The sequence below is a fragment of the Paenibacillus sp. GM2FR genome (assembly GCF_002803325.1).
Lineage (GTDB): Bacteria > Bacillota > Bacilli > Paenibacillales > Paenibacillaceae > Paenibacillus_AQ > Paenibacillus_AQ lautus.
On the sequence record NZ_MKZM01000008.1, the window covers coordinates 1,995,666 to 2,014,778 of the forward strand.

The following is a 19,113-nucleotide window of genomic DNA, read 5'->3' on the forward strand; positions in this document are numbered from 1 at the left end:
GCATTAGCTTATGAGCCGGATCAGTAACCTCATGAAGAATGCGTATCACGAGCAATAAAGTTAATTGTTGCTCTCTCATCCCTTTTCTGGGTGAACGTGTAAGACCGGCCGGCTTCTCCCGTAAACGAAACGGGGTCAAGTCCAGGAGCTTCCAATCGGCACGGACCGGAAACCGCGCAGGTCACGACCGCTTCAGTTACCTGTCCCTTCGTCCAGATGAAATTCAAGGTGAAGCCGCCTCGTGCCCGCAGACCTCTGACTTCCCCATCACTCCAGCTGTCAGGCAAAGCGGGCAGCAGCCGGATTCGACCGGCGTGGCTTTGCAGCAGCATCTCGGCAATACCCGCCGTGCCGCCGAAATTACCGTCGATTTGGAATGGTGGATGGTTGTCGAAAAGGTTAGGCAGCGTGGAGTGATGGAGCATTGCTCTTACGTTTTCGTAAGCCTTGTCGGCATCCAACAGCCGTGCCCAGAAGTTGATGATCCACGCCCGGCTCCAGCCGGTGTGTCCGCCGCCGTTATCCAGCCTGCGTTCCAGAGTCGTCCGAGCCGCTGCGGCCAGCTCCGGCATGGAATCCACGTTAATGCCTTCGCCCGGATAAAGCCCGAATAGATGGGAGATGTGGCGGTGTCCGGGCTCCACCTCCTCGTAATCCTCCATCCACTCCTGAATTTGTCCATATTTGCCGATCTGCGGTTTGGGCAGCCGTTTCAAGGCGGCAGCGAGCTCCTCGCGGAACGCCTCATCCCTCTCGATGATTTCTCCGCTGCGGATGCAAGCCTTAAACAGGGCTTCGATAATCTGAAAATCCATCGTAGCCCCGGCGCAGAGAACCCCTGTCTCGCCGTTTGGCAGCCTGTAGCTGTTCTCGGGGGAGACGGATGGACAAGTTACCAGAACACCCTCGTTATTTTCCATTAAATAATCGAGCAGGAACAACGCAGCCTCTTTCATCGTCTCATAGGCATGCGCCAAAAAAGAACGGTCCTGGCCAAAGCGGTAATGCTCCCATAAATGCAGGCACAGCCAGGCGGCTCCCATCGGCCAGAATGAAGCCGGAAGATACGTGTCCTGCGGTGCCGTGTCCGCCCATATATCCGTATTGTGATGCGCCGTGAATCCCCGGCAGCCGTACATGACGCTTGCCGTGACCCGCCCAGGCAAACGCATCCTTTCGATCAAATCGAACAAAGGCTCATGGCATTCGGACAGATTGCAGATCTCCGCAGGCCAGTAGTTCATCTGCGTGTTAATATTGATCGTGAATTTACTGTCCCATGGGGGAGTAAAGCTATCGTTCCAGATGCCTTGAAGATTCGCGGGCAAAGAGCCCGGCCGGCTGGAGGCAATGAGCAGGTAGCGCCCGAATTGAAAATAGGTCGCGATCAGGCCGTGGTCTTCCTCGCCGTGTTGGAACCGCTTCAACCGTTCATCGGTCGGGAGCGCGGCTTTGTCCGGATCCTCGGGCAGCTTCAGTTCGACCCGTCCGTACAGCTCGCGGTAATCGGCGACATGCCGGGCTAACAGCTCGGCATACGGAACTCGGCTCAACTCCTCCAGCCGCCGTTTGCCGTCAAGCTCCGGGTCGGGATGCCGGAACGTCGTTCCGGCGGCAAGCAGCAATGTGACCGAGCTTGCGCCGTCCACCAGCAAATACTCGCCAAGCGTGCGGCAGACGCCGCCTTCCGGGACCGCCTTCAAGACGGCGCTTAAGGAGCTGCCTCCTTCGCCGCCGCAATCCCCGCGCATGACCAGCCCGCTCGCCTCCCATTTGTCCGTCTTCTCCACGTACCTCCAGTTCCGGCGGTTGAACCGGGCTTTGAACGTGACCGCCTCCTGCTTGTCGGCGGTGATGCGGATGACGATCGCCTGATCCGGATAACTGGCAAACAGCTCGCGCGTATACCTGATCCCGCCGATCCGATAGCTGACCCGGGATACACCGCGCTCCAAATCAAGCTCCCGCATGTAATCCTCGGCAAGCTGGCCATGCTGGCCGAACGACAGCAGCAGATCGCCGAGCGGCACATAGTGCCGCTGCGCTTCGGGTAGCCCCGCCATCGTCATCGCCGCCAGCTCCTCCGCTTCCTGCAGCCTGCCTTCCATAATCAGCTTGCGGATCTCGGGCAAATGGGGCAGCGCATCTTCGTTGTTGCGGTCGCGCGGGCCCCCGTACCATACCGAATCCTCGTTAAGCTGCAGCTTCTCCTCGGCCGTGCCGCCGAAGATCATCGCGCCCAGCCGGCCGTTTCCGATCGGCAGCGCCTCATTCCATTCGGCCGCCGGTTTCCTATACCACAAGCGATGCTTCAGTTCCATGCCATTCAAACTTGTCATGCTTCTCCTCCAATCCGCTATCGCTATTTGAACTAGTTCAGCTCCACCAACGCCTTGATCACCTTCGATTCCGGCAAGAGCCAGCTGTCGAACCTGTCGATCATGTCCTCGAGCGAGCTTCGGTGGATAATGTAATCGGCGATGTCAATGCAGCCGCCGGTTATGGCCGCAATCACCCGCTCGAAGTCCTCCCGCGTCGCATTCGGCTACCCTGCACCGTCTTTTCGCGCGCGTGAAAATCGGGATCGTTAAAGGTAATCGTGCTTTTTACCAACCCGACAAACGTCTAGGAACCGCCGTGGCCGACGAGCCCAAAGGCGCTTTCCATCGACGAGGCGCTGCCCGTACGGCCGTTTCGCTTAATTTCAGAGTGAATTCGGTTTCCTCGATCTCGGCGCCGCCTGAACAAGAATCGTATGGCCGATGCCGTGTCTCTGCAAATGCGGTTTGAGATCGGAAGGCAAATGGTCGCGGTAAAGCACCGGAATTTCGGGCGTCATCCATCCGTAATCGTTGCGTTCGATTTTCCAAAAATGCTGATGGGCGTCAATGCGCATCGAACACAACCTCCATTCCACCTTGTTGTAACATCCGATAACCGAATCGAAATTTCCGAATCCCGCATTTTTGTACCTTTTTTTGATGTCACGGTCCCAAATCGAAGATCACTTAAACGCCGAACTTTAAAAATAATGAAGACAAGAGCCCCCGCGTCCTGAGCGAAGACTCCTGCCTCCAAGAAGCCGGGCTTATCGGGCCACGGTTTATTTCGATATTGTCGATGAATCGTAAGCAGCCTGCATGATTTCAATATAACGCGGCATGTTCAGACCCTCCAGCCCTTTCAAGTAATCATCCCAATCCTTATCTAGGCTCTTGGCACCGGTGATGAACAGCAAGGCGTTCTGGTCAATATAGTCCTTGATGTTCGTCTGCATCATGCTGGCTTCGTCGGCAACCAGCGGGTCGACCCATAGCGCCCAGTGCGGGAAGATATCTTGTGGCTCCTTGCCTTCCATCAATAGCGTTGCCTCGTACAGGCGGCGTTCGTAACCGTCATCGGCGTAAATATCTGTGCCCTGAACCTCGGCATCGCGGTATGCCCGGTGATGGTTATATTGGGTTAATGCTCCCCAATTGTCATTGCGGGGCTGTTCCCCGGGTTCAAGCGGGATCGCTTTATAGAGCGGCTCCACTTTATCGTTCAGCGCGATTTCTCCATCCTGCGGCTTGCGCCAGCTTTTGCCTTCTTCACCGAGGTAGGAAAGCATCGCGCCTTCTTGCGTGTAGAAATAGTCCAGCATTTGAATGGCGGCGATTTGGGCCTCTTTGCTCGCTTTATTCGTCAGGACGAAGGATGCGCCCGGATCAATCGGATAGTTGAATGTTGCATAATCGACATGCGGTCCTCGCAAAGGCGGAAGCGGGTTATAGTCCTTGCTGTACGGCGCGTCTTCTCCCGTCGTCAGGAACAAGGCGGGATGCATGCCGGCCCCGGCGCCCAACAGCTGTGCGTCCGCGTTATCCCCGATTTTTTTGTACGCGCCTGCATTTTGCGTAAAGGCTCCCGGGTCAATGAGCCCCCCATCATAAAGCGATTTGATGTAGGCCAGCGCTTCCCGCCATTCCGGTTTGTTCGCGGCGGTGTCTACCTGGCCCTCCTTCATGATGAGATACGTTCTGTCGTCGTTGTATATAAAGCCGTTCATAAGGTACGGGATTACGTGAACGCCGAAATTTTCGACGGATCCGCTGAGCGGCACTTCGTCCGCCTTGCCGTTGCCGTTCGGATCCTGTGTCTTGAAGGCCTCGAGAACCGCTTTGAATTCTTCCGGCGTCGTCGGCTGCGCAAGCCCGAGCTGATCAAGCCACTTCGTATTGATCCACATTTTATTCGGGTAGGAGCAGTGGAAGCATTCGTTTAAGCCGGTCAATCCGTAAATGTTGCCATCCGGCGCGGTGTTCATCGCTTTATAATATTCGTTGTTCTCCAGCACTTCCTTAATGTGCGGAGCATGCTCATCGACCAGGTCGTTCAGCGGGATGATCACTCCCTGCTGTCCAAACTTCAATAAGTCCGTCTGCGAGAAACGGTCTACCCATGGAATAAGCATATACAAATCCGGATAGTCGCCGGACGCGAGCGAGATTTGCCGTTTTTCGGCCGCGCCGTCAAACGGAACGGTTGTCCAATTGAATTTGATGCCGAATTGCTCTTCCATTTTTTTCGTAAACTTGTTGGTTTTCAGATCCATATCCGATCCTTGATGGGCAAAAACGTTGATCGTTACCTTCTCGCCGGAGTCCGGCATGCCGCCTTCCTTCCCTGCGCTTCCCGGGTTGTCATTTCCGCCGGAGCATCCGGCAAGCACGAAACTAAGCATCAGTATGAGAACAAGCAGACGAGTTGCTGTTTTTCTCAAATCAATCTCCCCCTCATGAATTGGTAATACAACATAACGGGCTCTGCCCACGATCAGCCCTTCACGGAGCCGATCAGCATGCCTTGCACGAAATAGCGCTGCACGAACGGATAGATCACCAGCACCGGGAGGCTTGCCACCACAATAAGCGAGTATTTCATGAGCTCGGCCATTTGCTGCTGCTTCACCATCTCCCCGGCGTCCATATTGCCCGTTCCGCTTCCCAGGATGAGAATGCTGCGGAGAATGAGCTGAAGTGGATAGAGCGATTGCGATTTCAAGTAGATCAAGGCATCGAAATAGGCGTTCCACTGCCCCACCGCGTACATAAGCGAGAGCACGGCGATAATCGGTTTGGCAAGCGGAAGAACGACGCTGAAAATGTAGCGGATGTCGCTGCACCCGTCAATGTCTGCCGCCTCGGAAAGCTCATCCGGGATCGAGGTCTGAAAGAAGGTTCTGGCGATAATGACCTGCCATACCCAAACGGCATTCGGAATGAGCAGCGCCCAGCGGGTATCGATCATGCCCATCGATTTGACGACCAGATAGGTCGGGATCAACCCGCCGGAGAACAGCATGGTGAAAGTAATGAAAACCATAAGCGGCGTGCGGCCGAAGAATGACTTTTTCGACAGCGGGTAAGCGACCATGATGGTCAGGGATACGCTGATGAACGTACCGGCAACGGTATAAAACAGCGAATTGGCATAGCCTGTCAGCACCTGGCCGTTTCGGAACACCGCCTCGTACCCTGCCAGCGATACGTCGACCGGCCACAGCCACACCTTGCCTGCAGAGACGGCGCTTGGACTGCTCAGGGACGAGCTTACGATGTAAATAAGCGGATACAGGACGGCAATTAAAACCAAGATCAGCAAGATGTAGGTCACGCTCAGAAAAATACGGTCCCCCAGCGACTCCTTGATCCTCACGCTCCGTCGGCTTCCGGAATGGGCCCGTAATGCGTTCATGTCACTCACTCCTTTTTGTGAAATTTACCAGAGGCTGGTATTGGATGCCCGCTTGGCAATGGCGTTGACGACTAGGAGCAGCACCAGATTGATCAATGAATTGAACAATCCTACCGCCGTGGCGAAGCTGTAGTTCGCGTTCAGCAATCCGATTTTGTACACATACGTGGAAATGATCTCGGACGAGGACAAGTTCAGCGGATTCTGCAATAAGTACATTTTCTCGAAGCCGAGTGCCATGATGTTGCCTACACTGAGAATCAGAATGATGACCGCGGCCGGCAGAATGCCGGGAAGATCGACGTTCAGGATTTTCTGGAACCGATTGGCGCCATCCACTTTGGCCGCTTCATATAATGACGGGTCCACTCCCGCCAGAGCAGCAAGATAAATCACCGCGGAATAGCCCATGGTTTGCCATACGTCGGACAGCACGTAGATCGTGCGGAACATGCCAGGCTCTCCAAGATAATTGACCGCTTCAAAGCCAAGCGCGCCAGCAATGGTATTCACGATCCCAAGACGCGGGGACAGGAACAGCATGATGATGGACACCATGACCACTGTGGAGATGAAATATGGCGCATAGGTGACCATCTGCACGGTTTTTTTGAACCTTGCGCTCTTCACCTCGTTCAAGGCCAACGCCAGCAGAATCGGGATCGGAAACCCGACGATCAATTGATAGAACGAAATGTACAGCGTATTTTTGATCAGTGTCACGAACGCAGGGTTGCGAAAAAACATCTCGAAATACTGTGTGCCGACCCATGGACTCCCCCAAATCCCTTTCATTACGTTATAATTCTTGAATGCTAGCACGGTGTTTGCCATAGGCAAGTACTTGAAGATGATGAAGTACAAGACCGGCGGAATGACCAGCAGATACAGCTGCCAATGTCTTCTGAAGCTTCGATAGGCGGCTCTTCCGATTTCCGAGCGCTTGCCGCTCGGGGCTCTGACCGTTTTGGACTTGGAAAATAGAGTACTCAGTTCCATCCCTCCTTCGATGAGTAGCTGCCAATGAAGCCAGAACTTATTTGGCAGCGCTTTCTTGAGCGTAATCATAAAATTGCACGCTCGGCTTCGTAAAGGCACACTTTCTCCCTTGCCGTACAATTTCGGAAACGGATGCTTTCCAAGCCTTGATTTTACTAGGTTTTTCATTAGGCGGATTCGATTAAAAAACGTCCGCCAACACGTTCGATCCCCTTTGATTAAGCAGACGGCTGACCTCCCTTTTACGCAAAAGATTGGCGAGATCGCCGTCTCCTTAATCGGCCATTTGCCGGAATGTGCTCGGCGACACGCCGCGAACCCGCTTGAAGGCCCTCCGAAATGAATGGGCGCTGTTATACCCCACCTGCGCGGCGATCTCGTCAATCGTCAATAGGTTCTCCTGCAGCAGCTCGGCCGCCTTGCCGATCCTCACCAGCTCAACGTAGTCCGAAGGATTCGTTCCCGTATGTTCCTTGAACATTTGGGAGATATACTTTTCGGGCTTGCCAATATGCTCCGCGATACGATAAAGCGTCAACTCTGCGTCGGAGTAACGCTCGTGGATATAGCGGATGATCTCACCCACGGTCTCGGCATGCATGTCGCATTTTTTCTTCCGGACGTCCATGCAGATATCATGAATGAGCTTCCCGAATCTGTCCCTGAGCTGATCGACCCCGTCCGTCGTCGTAACGGCCGCGATCTGTTCCTTGATATGGTCGGTCAACGAGTCTTCGTGGAATATTTTTTGTTCGGCCAGCTTCAAAAAGGTTCCCTTGAGCTCCGTCACAAACTGCTGCGTCATATCGTACGACAGCTCCCTTTCTTCAAAGTTCCGGCTGAACAGCTGGTCAAGAAGGCGGCTTGTTTCCTCCAGTTCACCCGCCTTAAGCGTATTGAGCATACGCTGTTCGGATTCAATCGGATAATAGTACAGCTCCGTTGCTTTCATCGCATCCTCGAACCGGGTGATGGTGACTGCCCCAGTGTGGACGGCATATTCCAACGCTTGCTGCGCTTCGTTGAACGAGTCAGCTACGCCGTTCCACGCGTCGAACACCGAACCCAGCCCGATCGTGATCGACAACCGATGCTGCCGATATACGGTATCGACCAGTTCGAGCAAACCGGCTTCCAGGCGACGATGTAAATCGTCCAGCGGCTCTCCGGCAAGCGCATGCACGAAAGCGATCTGGTCCGAACCCCAGTCCGTAACCAGCACATCGGGTTCCAGCCGGCTCAAGCCCTGCCGGACGATCAACCTTGCGACGCTGAGTTCCTGGATGATTTCCTCACTGTCAGCGCTGCCATATCCGGCAACTTTTAGAATGCCTGCACGTCCATGCTCGCCGCGGAGGCGGACTCCGGTTTGACCGGAGACCGCCTCGATCTCGCGCAGCGTATAGAAGTCGCCTGTCAACAGCCGCTTGATAAACGCATCCCTAAGCAGCGGGAGCTGATCGTTCAGTGAAGACTCCAGCAATTCATTGTTTGCGATCAGCGCCGCGATATTGCCGGCCAGAAAATCATACTCGTTACCGATCTTCTCCCGAGAAATGTGGTTTTGCTCGCGAAACACGGACAGGAGCGAATGGAGATTAGCACTGTGCCGGTACGCGAGCACAAGTCCGATCAGCAAACCGATGACCAGCGCAGCCAGCGTAAACGTCGTCGTGACCCGCTGGATTTTGTCGGCCTTCGTCAACAGCACCTGCTCGGGTATTCCGGCGATATAGGTCCACCCGTTCAGGTCGGACCGGATGGAAATCAACAGTCTGCCGTCGCCCGTTGGGCTGACGTCGCCGTTTTCGTCTCCCGGAGCTTCGGTGAAGCGCTTGGCTTCCTCTTCGCCGATGCCGCGGGACAGGATCAAGCTGCCTTCCCGGTCCGCAACCACCGCCCAGCCGCCGTATTGGTCAACGATGTTTTGCAGCAGGCTGCCCATATGATCTTCATCGATCATAACGCCGATCATCGCCTGTGGATTGTTGAAGCTGTTAAGCGGTATCGACTGGAGAAACGTGACTGCCGGTATTTCGACAAACACCGTATCGCGGATTTCCCGCCTATATTTCTTAAGCGGAATCAACTCATTTAGATGAGGTTTCTTTAATACGGCCTCTTCCCATTCCTCGAACGTCATTCCTTCAAGCCGATTCGCCTCGTAATAATGCTCAGGCCGGTAATAGACGGTGCTCGGCGTAATAATGGCGTTATAATTGCGTATGTAGATGAAGAAATTGGACAGGTAATCGTTCGTGCTGCTGTACATGGACAGACTGCGCTGCATCCTCCCTAAGCCGTAAACGTTGTTGCTGTCGAGCGGCTTGGGATCGGCGATCAGACGATATAAATCCTGATTGATCGCAAGCTGCTTCGTGAAGGCTTCCACCTCCACCAGATGCCGCTCGATGATCTCTTTTCCCAGATTCAATGAACTCAGACTGTTTTCGATCGAGCTTGATTTTGCTACTTCAATCGAAGCCCTGTACGATGCATAACCTGCGATTTGGGGGATTAACAGCACAATCAGGTAGGAAATCAGAAATCTGCGGAACACGGGGGAGAACTTGGACCATAAACGCTGCATATGTACCCTCCTCAATAGAAAGCGTTTTCAAAACTGAAGCAATTCGATGATACACTTGACTGTTCGCAAGAAAAAGGTACAATTCCTTCCTCGGAGTACAATTGCATACGATATGGCAATAGGCTATGAGCGAAAGGACGCAAATTCCTTTACGAGGCAATATGATCAATCAGAGCTAATATAAACATTAAGGGGTTTGGCAGGAACCACTGCGAGCTGTGTGTCGGCACTTCGTGGATTTCCTTACTGATTACCAGCCCAGAACAAAGAGCTGCCCTTCCAAGTCACCCTTGTGACTTGAAGACAGCCCTTATCATACGCTTTGTTAACAGTACCGTAAACGATGTGTTACCGTCCGAGTTCACCCACAAAAGTCGTAACGCTTTGCGCGGGAAGATGAGCCCAGAAATTGCTCCCTGTTACATTGAGAGACGTTCCTGGCTGGAGATTGCTGCTGCTGCTCGTGATCCATCGGGATACCTGCGAAACGGATCCATTCTGAAGGACAAAGTTTTGATTGACCCCGGAGTTGTTCCGGTTTATGGCAACGATAACGATTTTGTTGTCGCCTTTATAGGCTGATACGTAAACGTTCGTTTCTGGATTTTTCGAAGCATCCACCCTGATATAGCCGGGACGGACAAATTTGGAGAAATGAGCCATATTGTAGCCGCGTTTGCTGATCGTGCCGTCCTCTTTCATCGGACCGTAGGATCTGCGGATATACCACCATACGTAAGCTTGAAAATCTCCCTCTACCATCGCGTTGTGGATATGGTAGGACACATCCAGGGCTTCGGGCCAGCGATCTGCCGAGTTGTTTTCGCTGTTCGGGTAGTACACCTCGGTCATCCAGAGGTCTTTTCCCGCTCCTTTTTGTTTGAATAGTGGATACGCGAAATTACTAACTTGGGTACCGTATAGATGAGCGCCAAGAATATCCATATTGGCAAGCGCCTGGGGATCATTTAGAATCGGGTCCGACATATTTTTCAGATATTGGAATGATTCCGGTGCGATCACTCTGCTGTTGATCGATCCGGCATTTTCTTTCATAAAGCGAAGCATTTCCTGCGGCGTCCACCACGTCCAGTCATGCGCATAATCGGGCTCGTTCTGGACGGAAATCGCGTAGAGATTCACGCCATTGTTTCTCATGTAGGTTACGAAATCGTTAAGATGCTGGGCATAAGCGGCATACTTGTCGTAACGAAGTCGCTTTGCCGACGTATCGCCGTTGCGGTTGAAGGTCTCGACCATGTCGGCGGGCGGATTCCATGGCGAAGCGAATACGATAGCTCCAAGGGCAATCGCTCGTTTGGCCGTATCCAGTTCACGGTACCACTGATTTCGGTCTTCGTGCACGTAGATTCTTAATATCGAGAATCCTAACTGGTTGTTTCCGTTTCCGAATGCGGTTTCTCTCTGTGCTGCCGTCAAATCTCCGATCCATGCCGGGTGGTTGATGCCTCCGAAACCGCGTATCACTTGTTTCTCCGACGATACATTCACAACGGCGTCGCTGGCTGCGGCAACATCGCCAGGTGCCGCCATGAGAGACAACGCAAGGACAAGGGCCAAACATGCACTTATGGCTTTCTTATAACGTGAAATCAAGAAACGATTCATGAGACTGCTCCTCCCAAAATTTTTTTTTTGGATTCGTGTCAGGATGCACTCGGTTGAATTCATATCCGACCTTTCAATTCCACTCCATCCCTTCCTCAGTTAGCAATCGCTTTATCGCTTTGGAAGCCTCGACGAATAGTTGGGGATTGGTGAATCCCTCGAACCTTCCGGCGGCCCGCAGATGCGGCTCCAAAGACAGAAAGCCGGAATACCGCCTGCGGCTAAGCTCTTGAAGGAGCAGACGTAGCTCGCCGTCTCCATCGCCTGCGGGCACGACCATCCCCTTCCCCATCATGGCGTCTTTGACATGGATATACGCCGTATAGTCGCCGACCAATGGGTAGGCCTCGCCTACGGGTTTCACGCCGCACTGCACGAAATTCGCCGGATCGAATGCCGCCCGCAAATGGGGGGACGAAACTGATTGAAGCAACTCCAAGCATCGCTCGCCGGTGTCTCCGTAAATATGGCTTTCGTTCTCATGAAGCAGTACAATGCCTTCCTGCTCTGCCAACTGAGCGAGCCGAAGCATGCGCCGTATTACCTCTAGCCGATACTTCTCGTGGTCTCCGTCGGGAATGTAAAAGGAAAACACGCGGACATAAGGCGCCTGGAAATACTTAGCCAAACGAACGGCATGCTTGGCATGTTCGAGATGAGGTTCAAAGTCGTCGGTGATTTGGATTTTCCCGATCGGCGATCCGATTGAGGAGACTCCGACCCCCCGCTGCGATAATCGTTCTTTTATGCCAGACAACTCTTCTTCCGTTAACTGCAGCACGTTTTTCCCCCATACGCCTCGAAGCTCAAGATAACGGATGCTTTCGGATTCAAGGACATCCAGCTGTTCCTCCAAATCCTGGGAGATCTCATCCGCAAACCCGGTTAACGTGATCATTCGACCATTCCCTTTCTTAGCTGAAAATTTCGATAATAGCAAGCGGCGATTCCATGGTAAAATTACAATCCAATCTCAGGTTGTAAAAGTTCATTAGGACGTTACAATTTTTTTAAAAGGAGGCGATTTTCGCATGGAGCTTGAATATCACCCTCATCTCGTACCGAATATCTTTCTGTTCGTAGACCGTAAATGTTATCCGGATTGGAAAATTCAGAAGTCCCGAATCGGATTTCATGATTTGACGTTCGTTGTTGAGGGCCGGGCAAACTACTACATTGACGGCAAAAAATTTGCAGTCGAAGCAGGCGACCTGGTATACGTTCCCGGAGGAAGCGTACGAGAAGCCCATACATGTAAGGAGTCGCCCATGCATGCGTATCCGTTCAATTTTTTCTGGGCCGAGCCGCATAATTATATCCGGCTTCCGTTTGGCGTGGTCACAAAGAAATTGATCACCAAGGAGATTCTTGCCTACATCCGTGAGTTCAACCTCGTGTGGATGAATAAACAACCGTTTTATATGATCCATGCGCGCGCATTGTTCGAACTCATTCTCCATCGGCTGCTCCGCTGCATGCATCGCCAAACGACGATGCAGATGGGTCCGCGGATCAAGAAACTGACAGCATTCATCGAAGAGCACTATGCGGAAGACTTGACGTTAAACGATTTTGCCGAGCAGCTCAATCTCCACCCCGTCTACCTTGGAAAGCTATTCAAGCTGAACACCGGTTCGACCTACAAGGAATACCTGCAGCGCGTTCGCGTAAATAATGCTGAAATCATGCTGGCGACCGGCAATTGTACTGTTACGGAAGCCGCGGAATGCTGCGGTTTTTATGACCTTTCCTATTTCAGCAAAGTGTTCAAGGAATCGAAAGGCTATCCTCCCTCTGCCATTAAGAGGCATTAATCGAAATCGCTTTCCAACACGAATGGCTTTACCTGAAGCCGCCCTCCTAATCGAAAGAGGATGCGAGGGCAGCTGTTATGCTTGACGATCCCTGCTCACTTTTTCCAAACCGCATCAATCGCTGACTGGAACGGTCCTTTATATTTCTCGACGACCGTCGAAACCGGGATGCCTTCCATGATTTCCCCTATAAACTCGTAATAAGGCATCGATGGATATCCGCTGTCGGTATCGATCACTTTAATGCTCTCACCGGCCATCTTGGCATTTTCAATATCGTCCTCGTTGCTGAATAAAGTCTCCAGCGTAGATTGTTTCGGATAGTCGTAGATCGAGTAGATATCGTTGATTTTCTCATAAATGTAGACCAGACGTTCGGGATGCTCCACCGCGCTTGGAATCGTCAAGTAGTTTGGGATCGTATTATGCGAATGATAACTTGTTGCGCTTGGCCCTTTCGGGAATGGGAGAAAGCCGATATCGTAATCCGGCATGTCCTTCTTGAAGTTTTCCATTTCATAATCGCTGCCTGCAAACATCAATGTGTTGCCTTGGCGGAAAAATTGGCCCGGCTCGGTCCAGTCTCCCCCTTCCGTTGGTCTCCCGACCGCCTCGGTTGCGAGGCGCGACAAGAAGTTCAGCACTTCCAAGGTTTTTGGATCCTCAATGCCTTGCTTATCGAGAATGACCAGATTCGCTTCGTTCGAAGCCATGGCAGGAACCAGCAGGGAAGCGGTTGCAAGACCCCAAATATCCAACTTGCCGTCGTTATTTGAATCTTTGTTCGCTTCTTTCGCGACTTGAATGAACGTATCCCAATTCCATTTGTCTTCGTTCACGTATTCCTGCAATGGCTTCATGCCCAATTGATTCATTAACGTGCGGTTATAGAAAATGCCGGATGACGCGCCGTTGATCCCCGTCCTGAACCCGTAGCCCCTTCCTTCGTATTGGGAGTACTCGTTCGTATACTGCTGGATGAATACCTTCTCATTCTTGGTGTATTCATCCACTGGCGCGAACAAACCTTGATTGACCAGCGTCGGAATCATCCATGGCCTTGCAACCCGGATGATATCGCCGATCGGTTCGCCCGCTACCAGCGAAGCTGTCACCTTGTCCTGATACTCGCCGAAATCCACGGTTACGTATTCCATTTTAAAATTATGCTTTTCCATTAACTCTTCCAAATTTCGTTTCCGATTAATGTTGTCAGGGTTGTCTTCCTGAATGGACTCGTCATACCAGGACACCCATTTGATGGTGCTGCCGCCCATATCAAAATCCATTTCCGGCGTACCGGTTATGTCTTCCTGGCCGCTTGGTTGGTCTGCCGGTTCCTCGTCTTTCACTGCAGGCTCGTTGACGGCCTCATTCGCTATGCCGGGTTCGCTCGACTTCAGATCACCGCCCGAACCGCTGCTGCATGCCATCATGAACACCAGAATCAGACTGCAGAACAGCAGGCTGATCTTTCGCATCCACATGCGTTATTCCCCTCCCTTGGTCATGGCTGCATTCATGTTGCAGCGCTTACATTTTGTAGCTACCAAGATCATATAACTGCTTGCGTTAACGGACCAGAGAGAAACTAAACATGATTTGTAATTACTAAAAGTGTTGATGCTCTGGGCAACGCAAAGGGCCGGAAAGTGGAAAGCGCATGAGCGTCGGCTAGACGGTGTGCCCAATCTGAATTCATCATTGGCAAAGGATTAACCTCGGGTCACGTCGTCAAAACGCAAAAGAAGCGCTGCGTACCCGCACACGGGAACACGGCGCTTCTTTTGTTCTTCATGTTCAACAATTCGCACAAACCCAGAAAAGTTGTTGTTCCGTCATCCTTCCACCAATGCTTCCACCTGCACATCCAGGTATACGGACGCAAGCGCTGGATTCAGGTCCTTCTCTTCCGTCAAGCCCAGCATTGGTTCACCGTCAACGTCGAAATGCACGCGACGGAGACCCGAGCAGCGGGGTTGGCCGATGCCTGGACGAGCGTGATATACGCTCCAGATCGTTCCTTCCTCGTCCTTCACATAAGAATTGTGTCCTGGCCCGTATTCGCCCGGCACGCTTCTGGAGGTTAGCAGCGGGTAATTTCGCTTCGTCCATTGGTTCGGGTCAAGCAAATCAGCGTCAGAATTGACGCTGAGCATGCCGACGCAATACGTGGCATCGACCAGAGCACCGGATATCGTCACGAAGATCTTCCGGTCTGTCATGAGTGCAAAGGGCCCTTCCTCCACGAACGTTTGATTGTTCGCCCAGCCGTAATCGGGCTTGGACAGCAGGACAGGCTCCGATATCAGTCTCCACGGTTCCCTCGGATCCGCCTCGGCGATATAGATCCACGAGCCCAGGTCATGCGGTACCAATTCCCTTTGCGCCCAGAGCACATATAAACGGTCTTTCCGCTCTAATACGGTCATGTCCAGCGTTATGCCGGCTTGAAACAGCGGGCTTCCGTCATTCCTGGCGACCCGGATTGGGGTCCCCCAATCCGCAGCCATTCTCGGATTGCCGCCATTCTTTAACCGCATAACATGCGATTGAATGTCTTTGAATTCGCCGCTGCTGCCGGCAAGAAAAATATACAGATCGCCGCCGATGCCATGAAGTTCAGGCGCCCACAGAAATCGCTTCAGATGATCATGCATGCCTGTATCCAGGATTTTGGTTTCTTCTGCCGAGACCAGACCGAATATGGAATCCGCCTCCCGGATCGATATCGTATGGTTGCCGTCGGCATCATTGGTCGCGACAAAATAATACCTTCCGTCCCACTGCGCAATGCAAGGGTCGGCAAGGTTCGTCGCCATCGGAAACGTATAGCGATCCTGCCGAATGCTTCCAGAAATGCGATAAGTTCCGGGACGGCTCCAATCGATCTCGGACGCATCCCACTCAATCGGCTTGATCGCGGTTGTGCCATCACTGTATATCGCCGTCACTTTAACGGCTTGTAACTGTTCTTTGGACGTAACGGCCACACGCTCCGGCAGTTCATTACGCACATGAACCGGTACCGTAAGCTTATGAATCAGCCTCTGAGCCACGCCTCGCGATACACGTATCGCATTGCGGGGCACTGCTCCTTCAATGTCGACGCGTCTCGGGCTTAGCGTGAAAGCTTCGCACGGCTTCGGCTTGGCAGCGTCGTCCGGGCATGTCACGTCCGCCATTTCCCTTTGATAATACCTTCCGTCTTCTTCACGCCAACGAAGGATATACCTTCTGGAAGCATGTTCATATTCGCACATGATATCTTGTACATGAAGCCCGTTCGTTAGGTTCAACAGACCGAGCTCCCGATACTGCAGCAAGTCCGGGGAAGTGAACAAAAGCACCGAGCCCTTGCTCTGCTGATCAGGAGAACCGTCCGCTTCCGTCCGAATGGCCAGTACGCCAAAGTTTCCGTCAGCCATGTGGAACAGGTACGGATTCTTCAAACTCTTGGCGGACAGCGTGGCGTTTGAGAGCTCGGCGGCTTTAGCGAACAGCACCCCCGAGTTGTGATTAAGCTCCCGATAACTCATCCCGTCTTCGGTGTAAGCGAGATGCATGCTATATGCAAGCTTCGGGGAATAGATTTCCGGTTCAAGCGGTTCTCTCGTATAGCAGAGAACGCTGAGAATTTCATTTTCCATACGCTGCTCCTTCCCTCCTAACGGATAAGGCTTTTCAAGAATAATCTCTTCCAGCTTTGCAGTCGGCTTCGAGTAATGAATATTCACTCCGATCGTCCCGCCGAACATGAACGTTATATGAGACTCCGACAGCTTACATCTCTCAAATCTCCATTACGGAAATGGCAATTTTACCGATCTCAGTATCCGCCTGTTTGATGTTACTAGTCATCAGCCTAGATCTATCGCAGGAATGGATGTTGATCGGCTGGACACACAGAATATTTTATTTTTCTCTCTTCACTATAATTTTGTACGCGTTACTTTGAAGTAAATTTGATAAGGTTCGTACCCGATATCCCGAATTCGTTTGAACGTGATGGCAGGTTCCTGGTTGACTGTCTTGAAGAAATACCGCCAACTCCCCCATTCACGTTCATTTTCGTTCTCGATAGCGGACGCAATATTCTCATCCCTCATATAGAGCTGCTGTTCTGATTCGCACAAGCCTGCCAACACTTCTGGCCCGTATCGGAAGGCACATGTTCGTTCATCGTCCGGTAGCGGAACAAACCGAATGCCGATTGGCAGCATAATCGAGACGGTATCGCCTTCCTTCCATTCTCTGTGAATGTCATAGAAGTTCTCGCTGTCCAGAGTCGTCCCCTGCAGAACGTCATTGACGTACACGGATGCTCCCGCCATGATCCACTCAGGTATGCGGAAGCGGAGCGTGAACGTTGTCGGTGCGGCAGCAGATACGATGAAATCGTATTTGCGAAAAGTAGGTATATTTTCATTTATCGACGCTGTATCATTAATAGCTTGGTACCCGGCCGTGTTAGACGAGGATAGGAGGCTACCGCTCATTTTGTCCTGCGTCTGTACGATACGTATGAGGGTTCCAGCGATACTTGCGTCCAACTCGGAATCGAAATATTGACTGATATAGACGATATCCCCGTCCTGATAATAAATTCCCATGTTCCAGGCCGCATTCGCCTGAACCATCGTGCCGTGGCAGCAGAAGAAGCTGTCGGTTTCCGTGCTCCACTCCTTGCGCAGACCGGCCTTCATGGGGAGGAAATAGGTCAGCAGGCCGGTTCTAGGATAGTTATGCTGACTACCAGTCAAACCATATTCCTGATAATAGGATTGCGCCATAATGCCATTGTATAGATTGTACTCGATATATTGCGCGTAGGTAGGGTCGCCAGATTGACGAAATAAGAAATCTGCTAGTCGGATCATGTTATAGACAGTACAATGCTCCTGATTTTTGTCACCTAGGCGTGCCTTCATCTTCATCTTCGGCATCCAGACCTCTCCAGCGGTTTGACCGCCTGTCGCAAGGCTTCCCCTTTCCGTTACAGCGCAATTCCAATACGCTTGGACGATGGACAGCCACCTGTCGTCTCCGGTAACCTCATAAGCTCTCGCACAGCCGAGCACTTCCGGTATCGTAGTGTTAGCATGCATATTCGTAAGCGGATCCTTGCCCTCCAGCAAGGGTTGAAACAGCCGACTGCGATAATACCGGTCTAACAGCACACGATATTTGTCCGCTCCGGTTATGTGCAACAGATCGGCCCAAACCTCAAGCATTCCGCCTGTCTCCACATCGAGAATATCGTCGAATTGCTCTCTTGTGAATGTGCCGCTCCATTTGACAAACCAGTCCGCGAACCGATCCACGATATCCAGGGCCTGCCGATTACCGGCATATTGCCAGGCATCGACCAACCCCATTAATATTTTGTGCAAATTGTATTGGGGCGCCCAGATGCTTTTTCCGCTTGCAATCCAGTGCAGATATTTTTCGGGTATCGGACCGACCCACTGACCGCCGTTATCGCGTTGGCATTCATGCAATTCATGCACAATAGCATCCAGTTTGGCCTTTAATTCGATGTCGCCGCTTTTTTCATAATGCAACGCCGCACCAGACAACCAATGACCAAGAAAATGGCCGCGCAATTGGCAGACCGGCGTTTCCCAACCGCCGTGCGCACCTTCGGGAATCGTTCTTCCATGAAATCTTCCGGCCTCCAAATGATAATTAAACAACAGATGACCGCTGTCCAGCTTCATCAGATAGCTTCTGTTCGCTCGTTCCCTGCGAATCAGTTCTTGCTCTTTCAAAATGACCTGTTTGCCTCTCAATGCTTTCATTGAGTTCCTCCTTTCGATATGTCGGAATCTTTCAGCCCGGATACCGCAATGCCTTTAATAAAGTACTTTTGTCCTGACATAAACAGCATAATAGGCGGAACGAGAACCATCGTGGCCGCCGCCATCAACAACTCCCATTGAGCTGTGTAATAGCCAATAAATTGCTGCAGGCACCAAGCGCCAGCGTGAACTTAGATTCCTTGTTGATGTAAACAAGCGGGCCCAAAAAATCGTTCGACACACCCAGAAACTGAAACAGCGCAACCACAATGACGGCCGATTTGGATAAAGGAAAAATAACATGCGTGAAAATGTAAAAATAACCTTCTCCGTCAACAAGAGCTGCTTCGTCAAGTGATTTAGGGATCGTTCTATGAACTGCCTTATTAATATAATGTTAAACGCTCCGCCACCGAACCAGGCTGGCAAAATCAAGGGCAAATAACTGTTGGATTCGACCACCATTTGCCAACCGAGAAAAGTCGGGATAAGCGTGACAGCAGCCCTCTAACTTACCCATCGCTCCAGCTGTTACGCGAAACGG

Annotated in this window: 13 protein-coding genes and 1 pseudogene; 1 reads left to right on the forward strand and 13 read right to left on the reverse strand. The window is 52.0% G+C overall.

Annotation, left to right across the window (positions count from 1 at the left end):
- Positions 1–29: 29 nt before the first annotated feature.
- From PAEVO_RS09105 to PAEVO_RS09140, 9 genes and pseudogenes are all read right to left on the reverse strand, one after another.
- Positions 30–2,339 carry a glycoside hydrolase family 95 protein gene (locus PAEVO_RS09105; protein WP_100537260.1) on the reverse strand — a complete coding sequence of 770 codons (2,310 nt, stop codon included), beginning with the start codon at positions 2,337–2,339 and terminating at the stop codon, positions 30–32.
- A 32-nt stretch (positions 2,340–2,371) separates the two neighbouring features.
- Entirely contained in the window at positions 2,372–2,515 is a 144-nt protein-coding gene (locus PAEVO_RS33750) for a hypothetical protein (protein ID WP_165789642.1), read from the reverse strand.
- 178 nt (positions 2,516–2,693) lie between these two features.
- Positions 2,694–2,896 (reverse strand): annotated as a pseudogene (locus PAEVO_RS09110) (amidohydrolase family protein); the annotation flags it as partial.
- Positions 2,897–3,103: 207 nt separating this feature from the next.
- A complete protein-coding gene (locus PAEVO_RS09115) occupies positions 3,104–4,762 on the reverse strand; it encodes an ABC transporter substrate-binding protein (RefSeq protein WP_100539382.1) in 1,659 nt (552 codons plus the stop codon).
- Positions 4,763–4,815: 53 nt separating this feature from the next.
- Positions 4,816–5,736 carry a carbohydrate ABC transporter permease gene (locus PAEVO_RS09120; protein WP_015735508.1) on the reverse strand — a complete coding sequence of 307 codons (921 nt, stop codon included), beginning with the start codon at positions 5,734–5,736 and terminating at the stop codon, positions 4,816–4,818.
- A gap of 24 nt (positions 5,737–5,760) precedes the next feature.
- Positions 5,761–6,735: an ABC transporter permease gene (locus tag PAEVO_RS09125; RefSeq protein WP_207797500.1), complete on the reverse strand. Its 975-nt coding sequence runs from the start codon at positions 6,733–6,735 to the stop codon at positions 5,761–5,763.
- 274 nt (positions 6,736–7,009) lie between these two features.
- Complete coding sequence (locus tag PAEVO_RS09130) at positions 7,010–9,325, reverse strand: helix-turn-helix domain-containing protein (RefSeq protein WP_100537261.1); 2,316 nt, start codon at positions 9,323–9,325, stop codon at positions 7,010–7,012.
- Between the two features lie 348 nt (positions 9,326–9,673).
- Positions 9,674–10,942: a glucuronoarabinoxylan endo-1,4-beta-xylanase XynC gene (gene xynC, locus PAEVO_RS09135; protein ID WP_100539384.1), complete on the reverse strand. Its 1,269-nt coding sequence runs from the start codon at positions 10,940–10,942 to the stop codon at positions 9,674–9,676.
- Between the two features lie 85 nt (positions 10,943–11,027).
- On the reverse strand, positions 11,028–11,852 hold the full coding sequence (locus PAEVO_RS09140; RefSeq protein ID WP_100537262.1) for a sugar phosphate isomerase/epimerase family protein: 825 nt from the start codon (positions 11,850–11,852) through the stop codon (positions 11,028–11,030).
- Between the two features lie 133 nt (positions 11,853–11,985).
- Between PAEVO_RS09140 and PAEVO_RS09145 the strand changes: the two genes are divergently transcribed.
- Positions 11,986–12,768, forward strand: a complete 783-nt coding sequence (locus tag PAEVO_RS09145) for an AraC family transcriptional regulator (protein ID WP_100537263.1) — start codon at positions 11,986–11,988, stop codon at positions 12,766–12,768.
- 95 nt (positions 12,769–12,863) lie between these two features.
- Here PAEVO_RS09145 and PAEVO_RS09150 read toward each other — a convergent pair whose 3' ends face one another.
- The 4 genes from PAEVO_RS09150 to PAEVO_RS34780 form a co-directional block, all read right to left on the reverse strand.
- The gene (locus PAEVO_RS09150) at positions 12,864–14,255 is read right to left on the reverse strand and encodes an ABC transporter substrate-binding protein (protein WP_100537264.1); all 1,392 of its coding nucleotides are present in this window, start codon (positions 14,253–14,255) and stop codon (positions 12,864–12,866) included.
- 351 nt (positions 14,256–14,606) lie between these two features.
- Positions 14,607–16,505, reverse strand: a complete 1,899-nt coding sequence (locus PAEVO_RS09155; protein ID WP_243390695.1) for a family 43 glycosylhydrolase — start codon at positions 16,503–16,505, stop codon at positions 14,607–14,609.
- A 195-nt stretch (positions 16,506–16,700) separates the two neighbouring features.
- Positions 16,701–18,569, reverse strand: a complete 1,869-nt coding sequence (locus PAEVO_RS09160) for a beta-L-arabinofuranosidase domain-containing protein (RefSeq protein WP_100537265.1) — start codon at positions 18,567–18,569, stop codon at positions 16,701–16,703.
- A gap of 124 nt (positions 18,570–18,693) precedes the next feature.
- Entirely contained in the window at positions 18,694–18,960 is a 267-nt protein-coding gene (locus PAEVO_RS34780) for an ABC transporter permease subunit (protein ID WP_347708127.1), read from the reverse strand.
- Positions 18,961–19,113: the final 153 nt, after the last annotated feature.

Coding starts and splice junctions, on each gene's coding strand:
- PAEVO_RS09105 (WP_100537260.1), bottom strand. CDS start 2,339: ATGACAAGTTTGAATGGCATGGAACTGAAGCATCGCTTGTGGTATAGG.
- PAEVO_RS09140 (WP_100537262.1), bottom strand. CDS start 11,852: ATGATCACGTTAACCGGGTTTGCGGATGAGATCTCCCAGGATTTGGAG.
- PAEVO_RS09160 (WP_100537265.1), bottom strand. CDS start 18,569: ATGAAAGCATTGAGAGGCAAACAGGTCATTTTGAAAGAGCAAGAACTG.
- PAEVO_RS09120 (WP_015735508.1), bottom strand. CDS start 5,736: ATGAACGCATTACGGGCCCATTCCGGAAGCCGACGGAGCGTGAGGATC.
- PAEVO_RS09130 (WP_100537261.1), bottom strand. CDS start 9,325: ATGCAGCGTTTATGGTCCAAGTTCTCCCCCGTGTTCCGCAGATTTCTG.
- PAEVO_RS09150 (WP_100537264.1), bottom strand. CDS start 14,255: ATGTGGATGCGAAAGATCAGCCTGCTGTTCTGCAGTCTGATTCTGGTG.
- PAEVO_RS09145 (WP_100537263.1), top strand. CDS start 11,986: ATGGAGCTTGAATATCACCCTCATCTCGTACCGAATATCTTTCTGTTC.
- PAEVO_RS09125 (WP_207797500.1), bottom strand. CDS start 6,735: ATGGAACTGAGTACTCTATTTTCCAAGTCCAAAACGGTCAGAGCCCCG.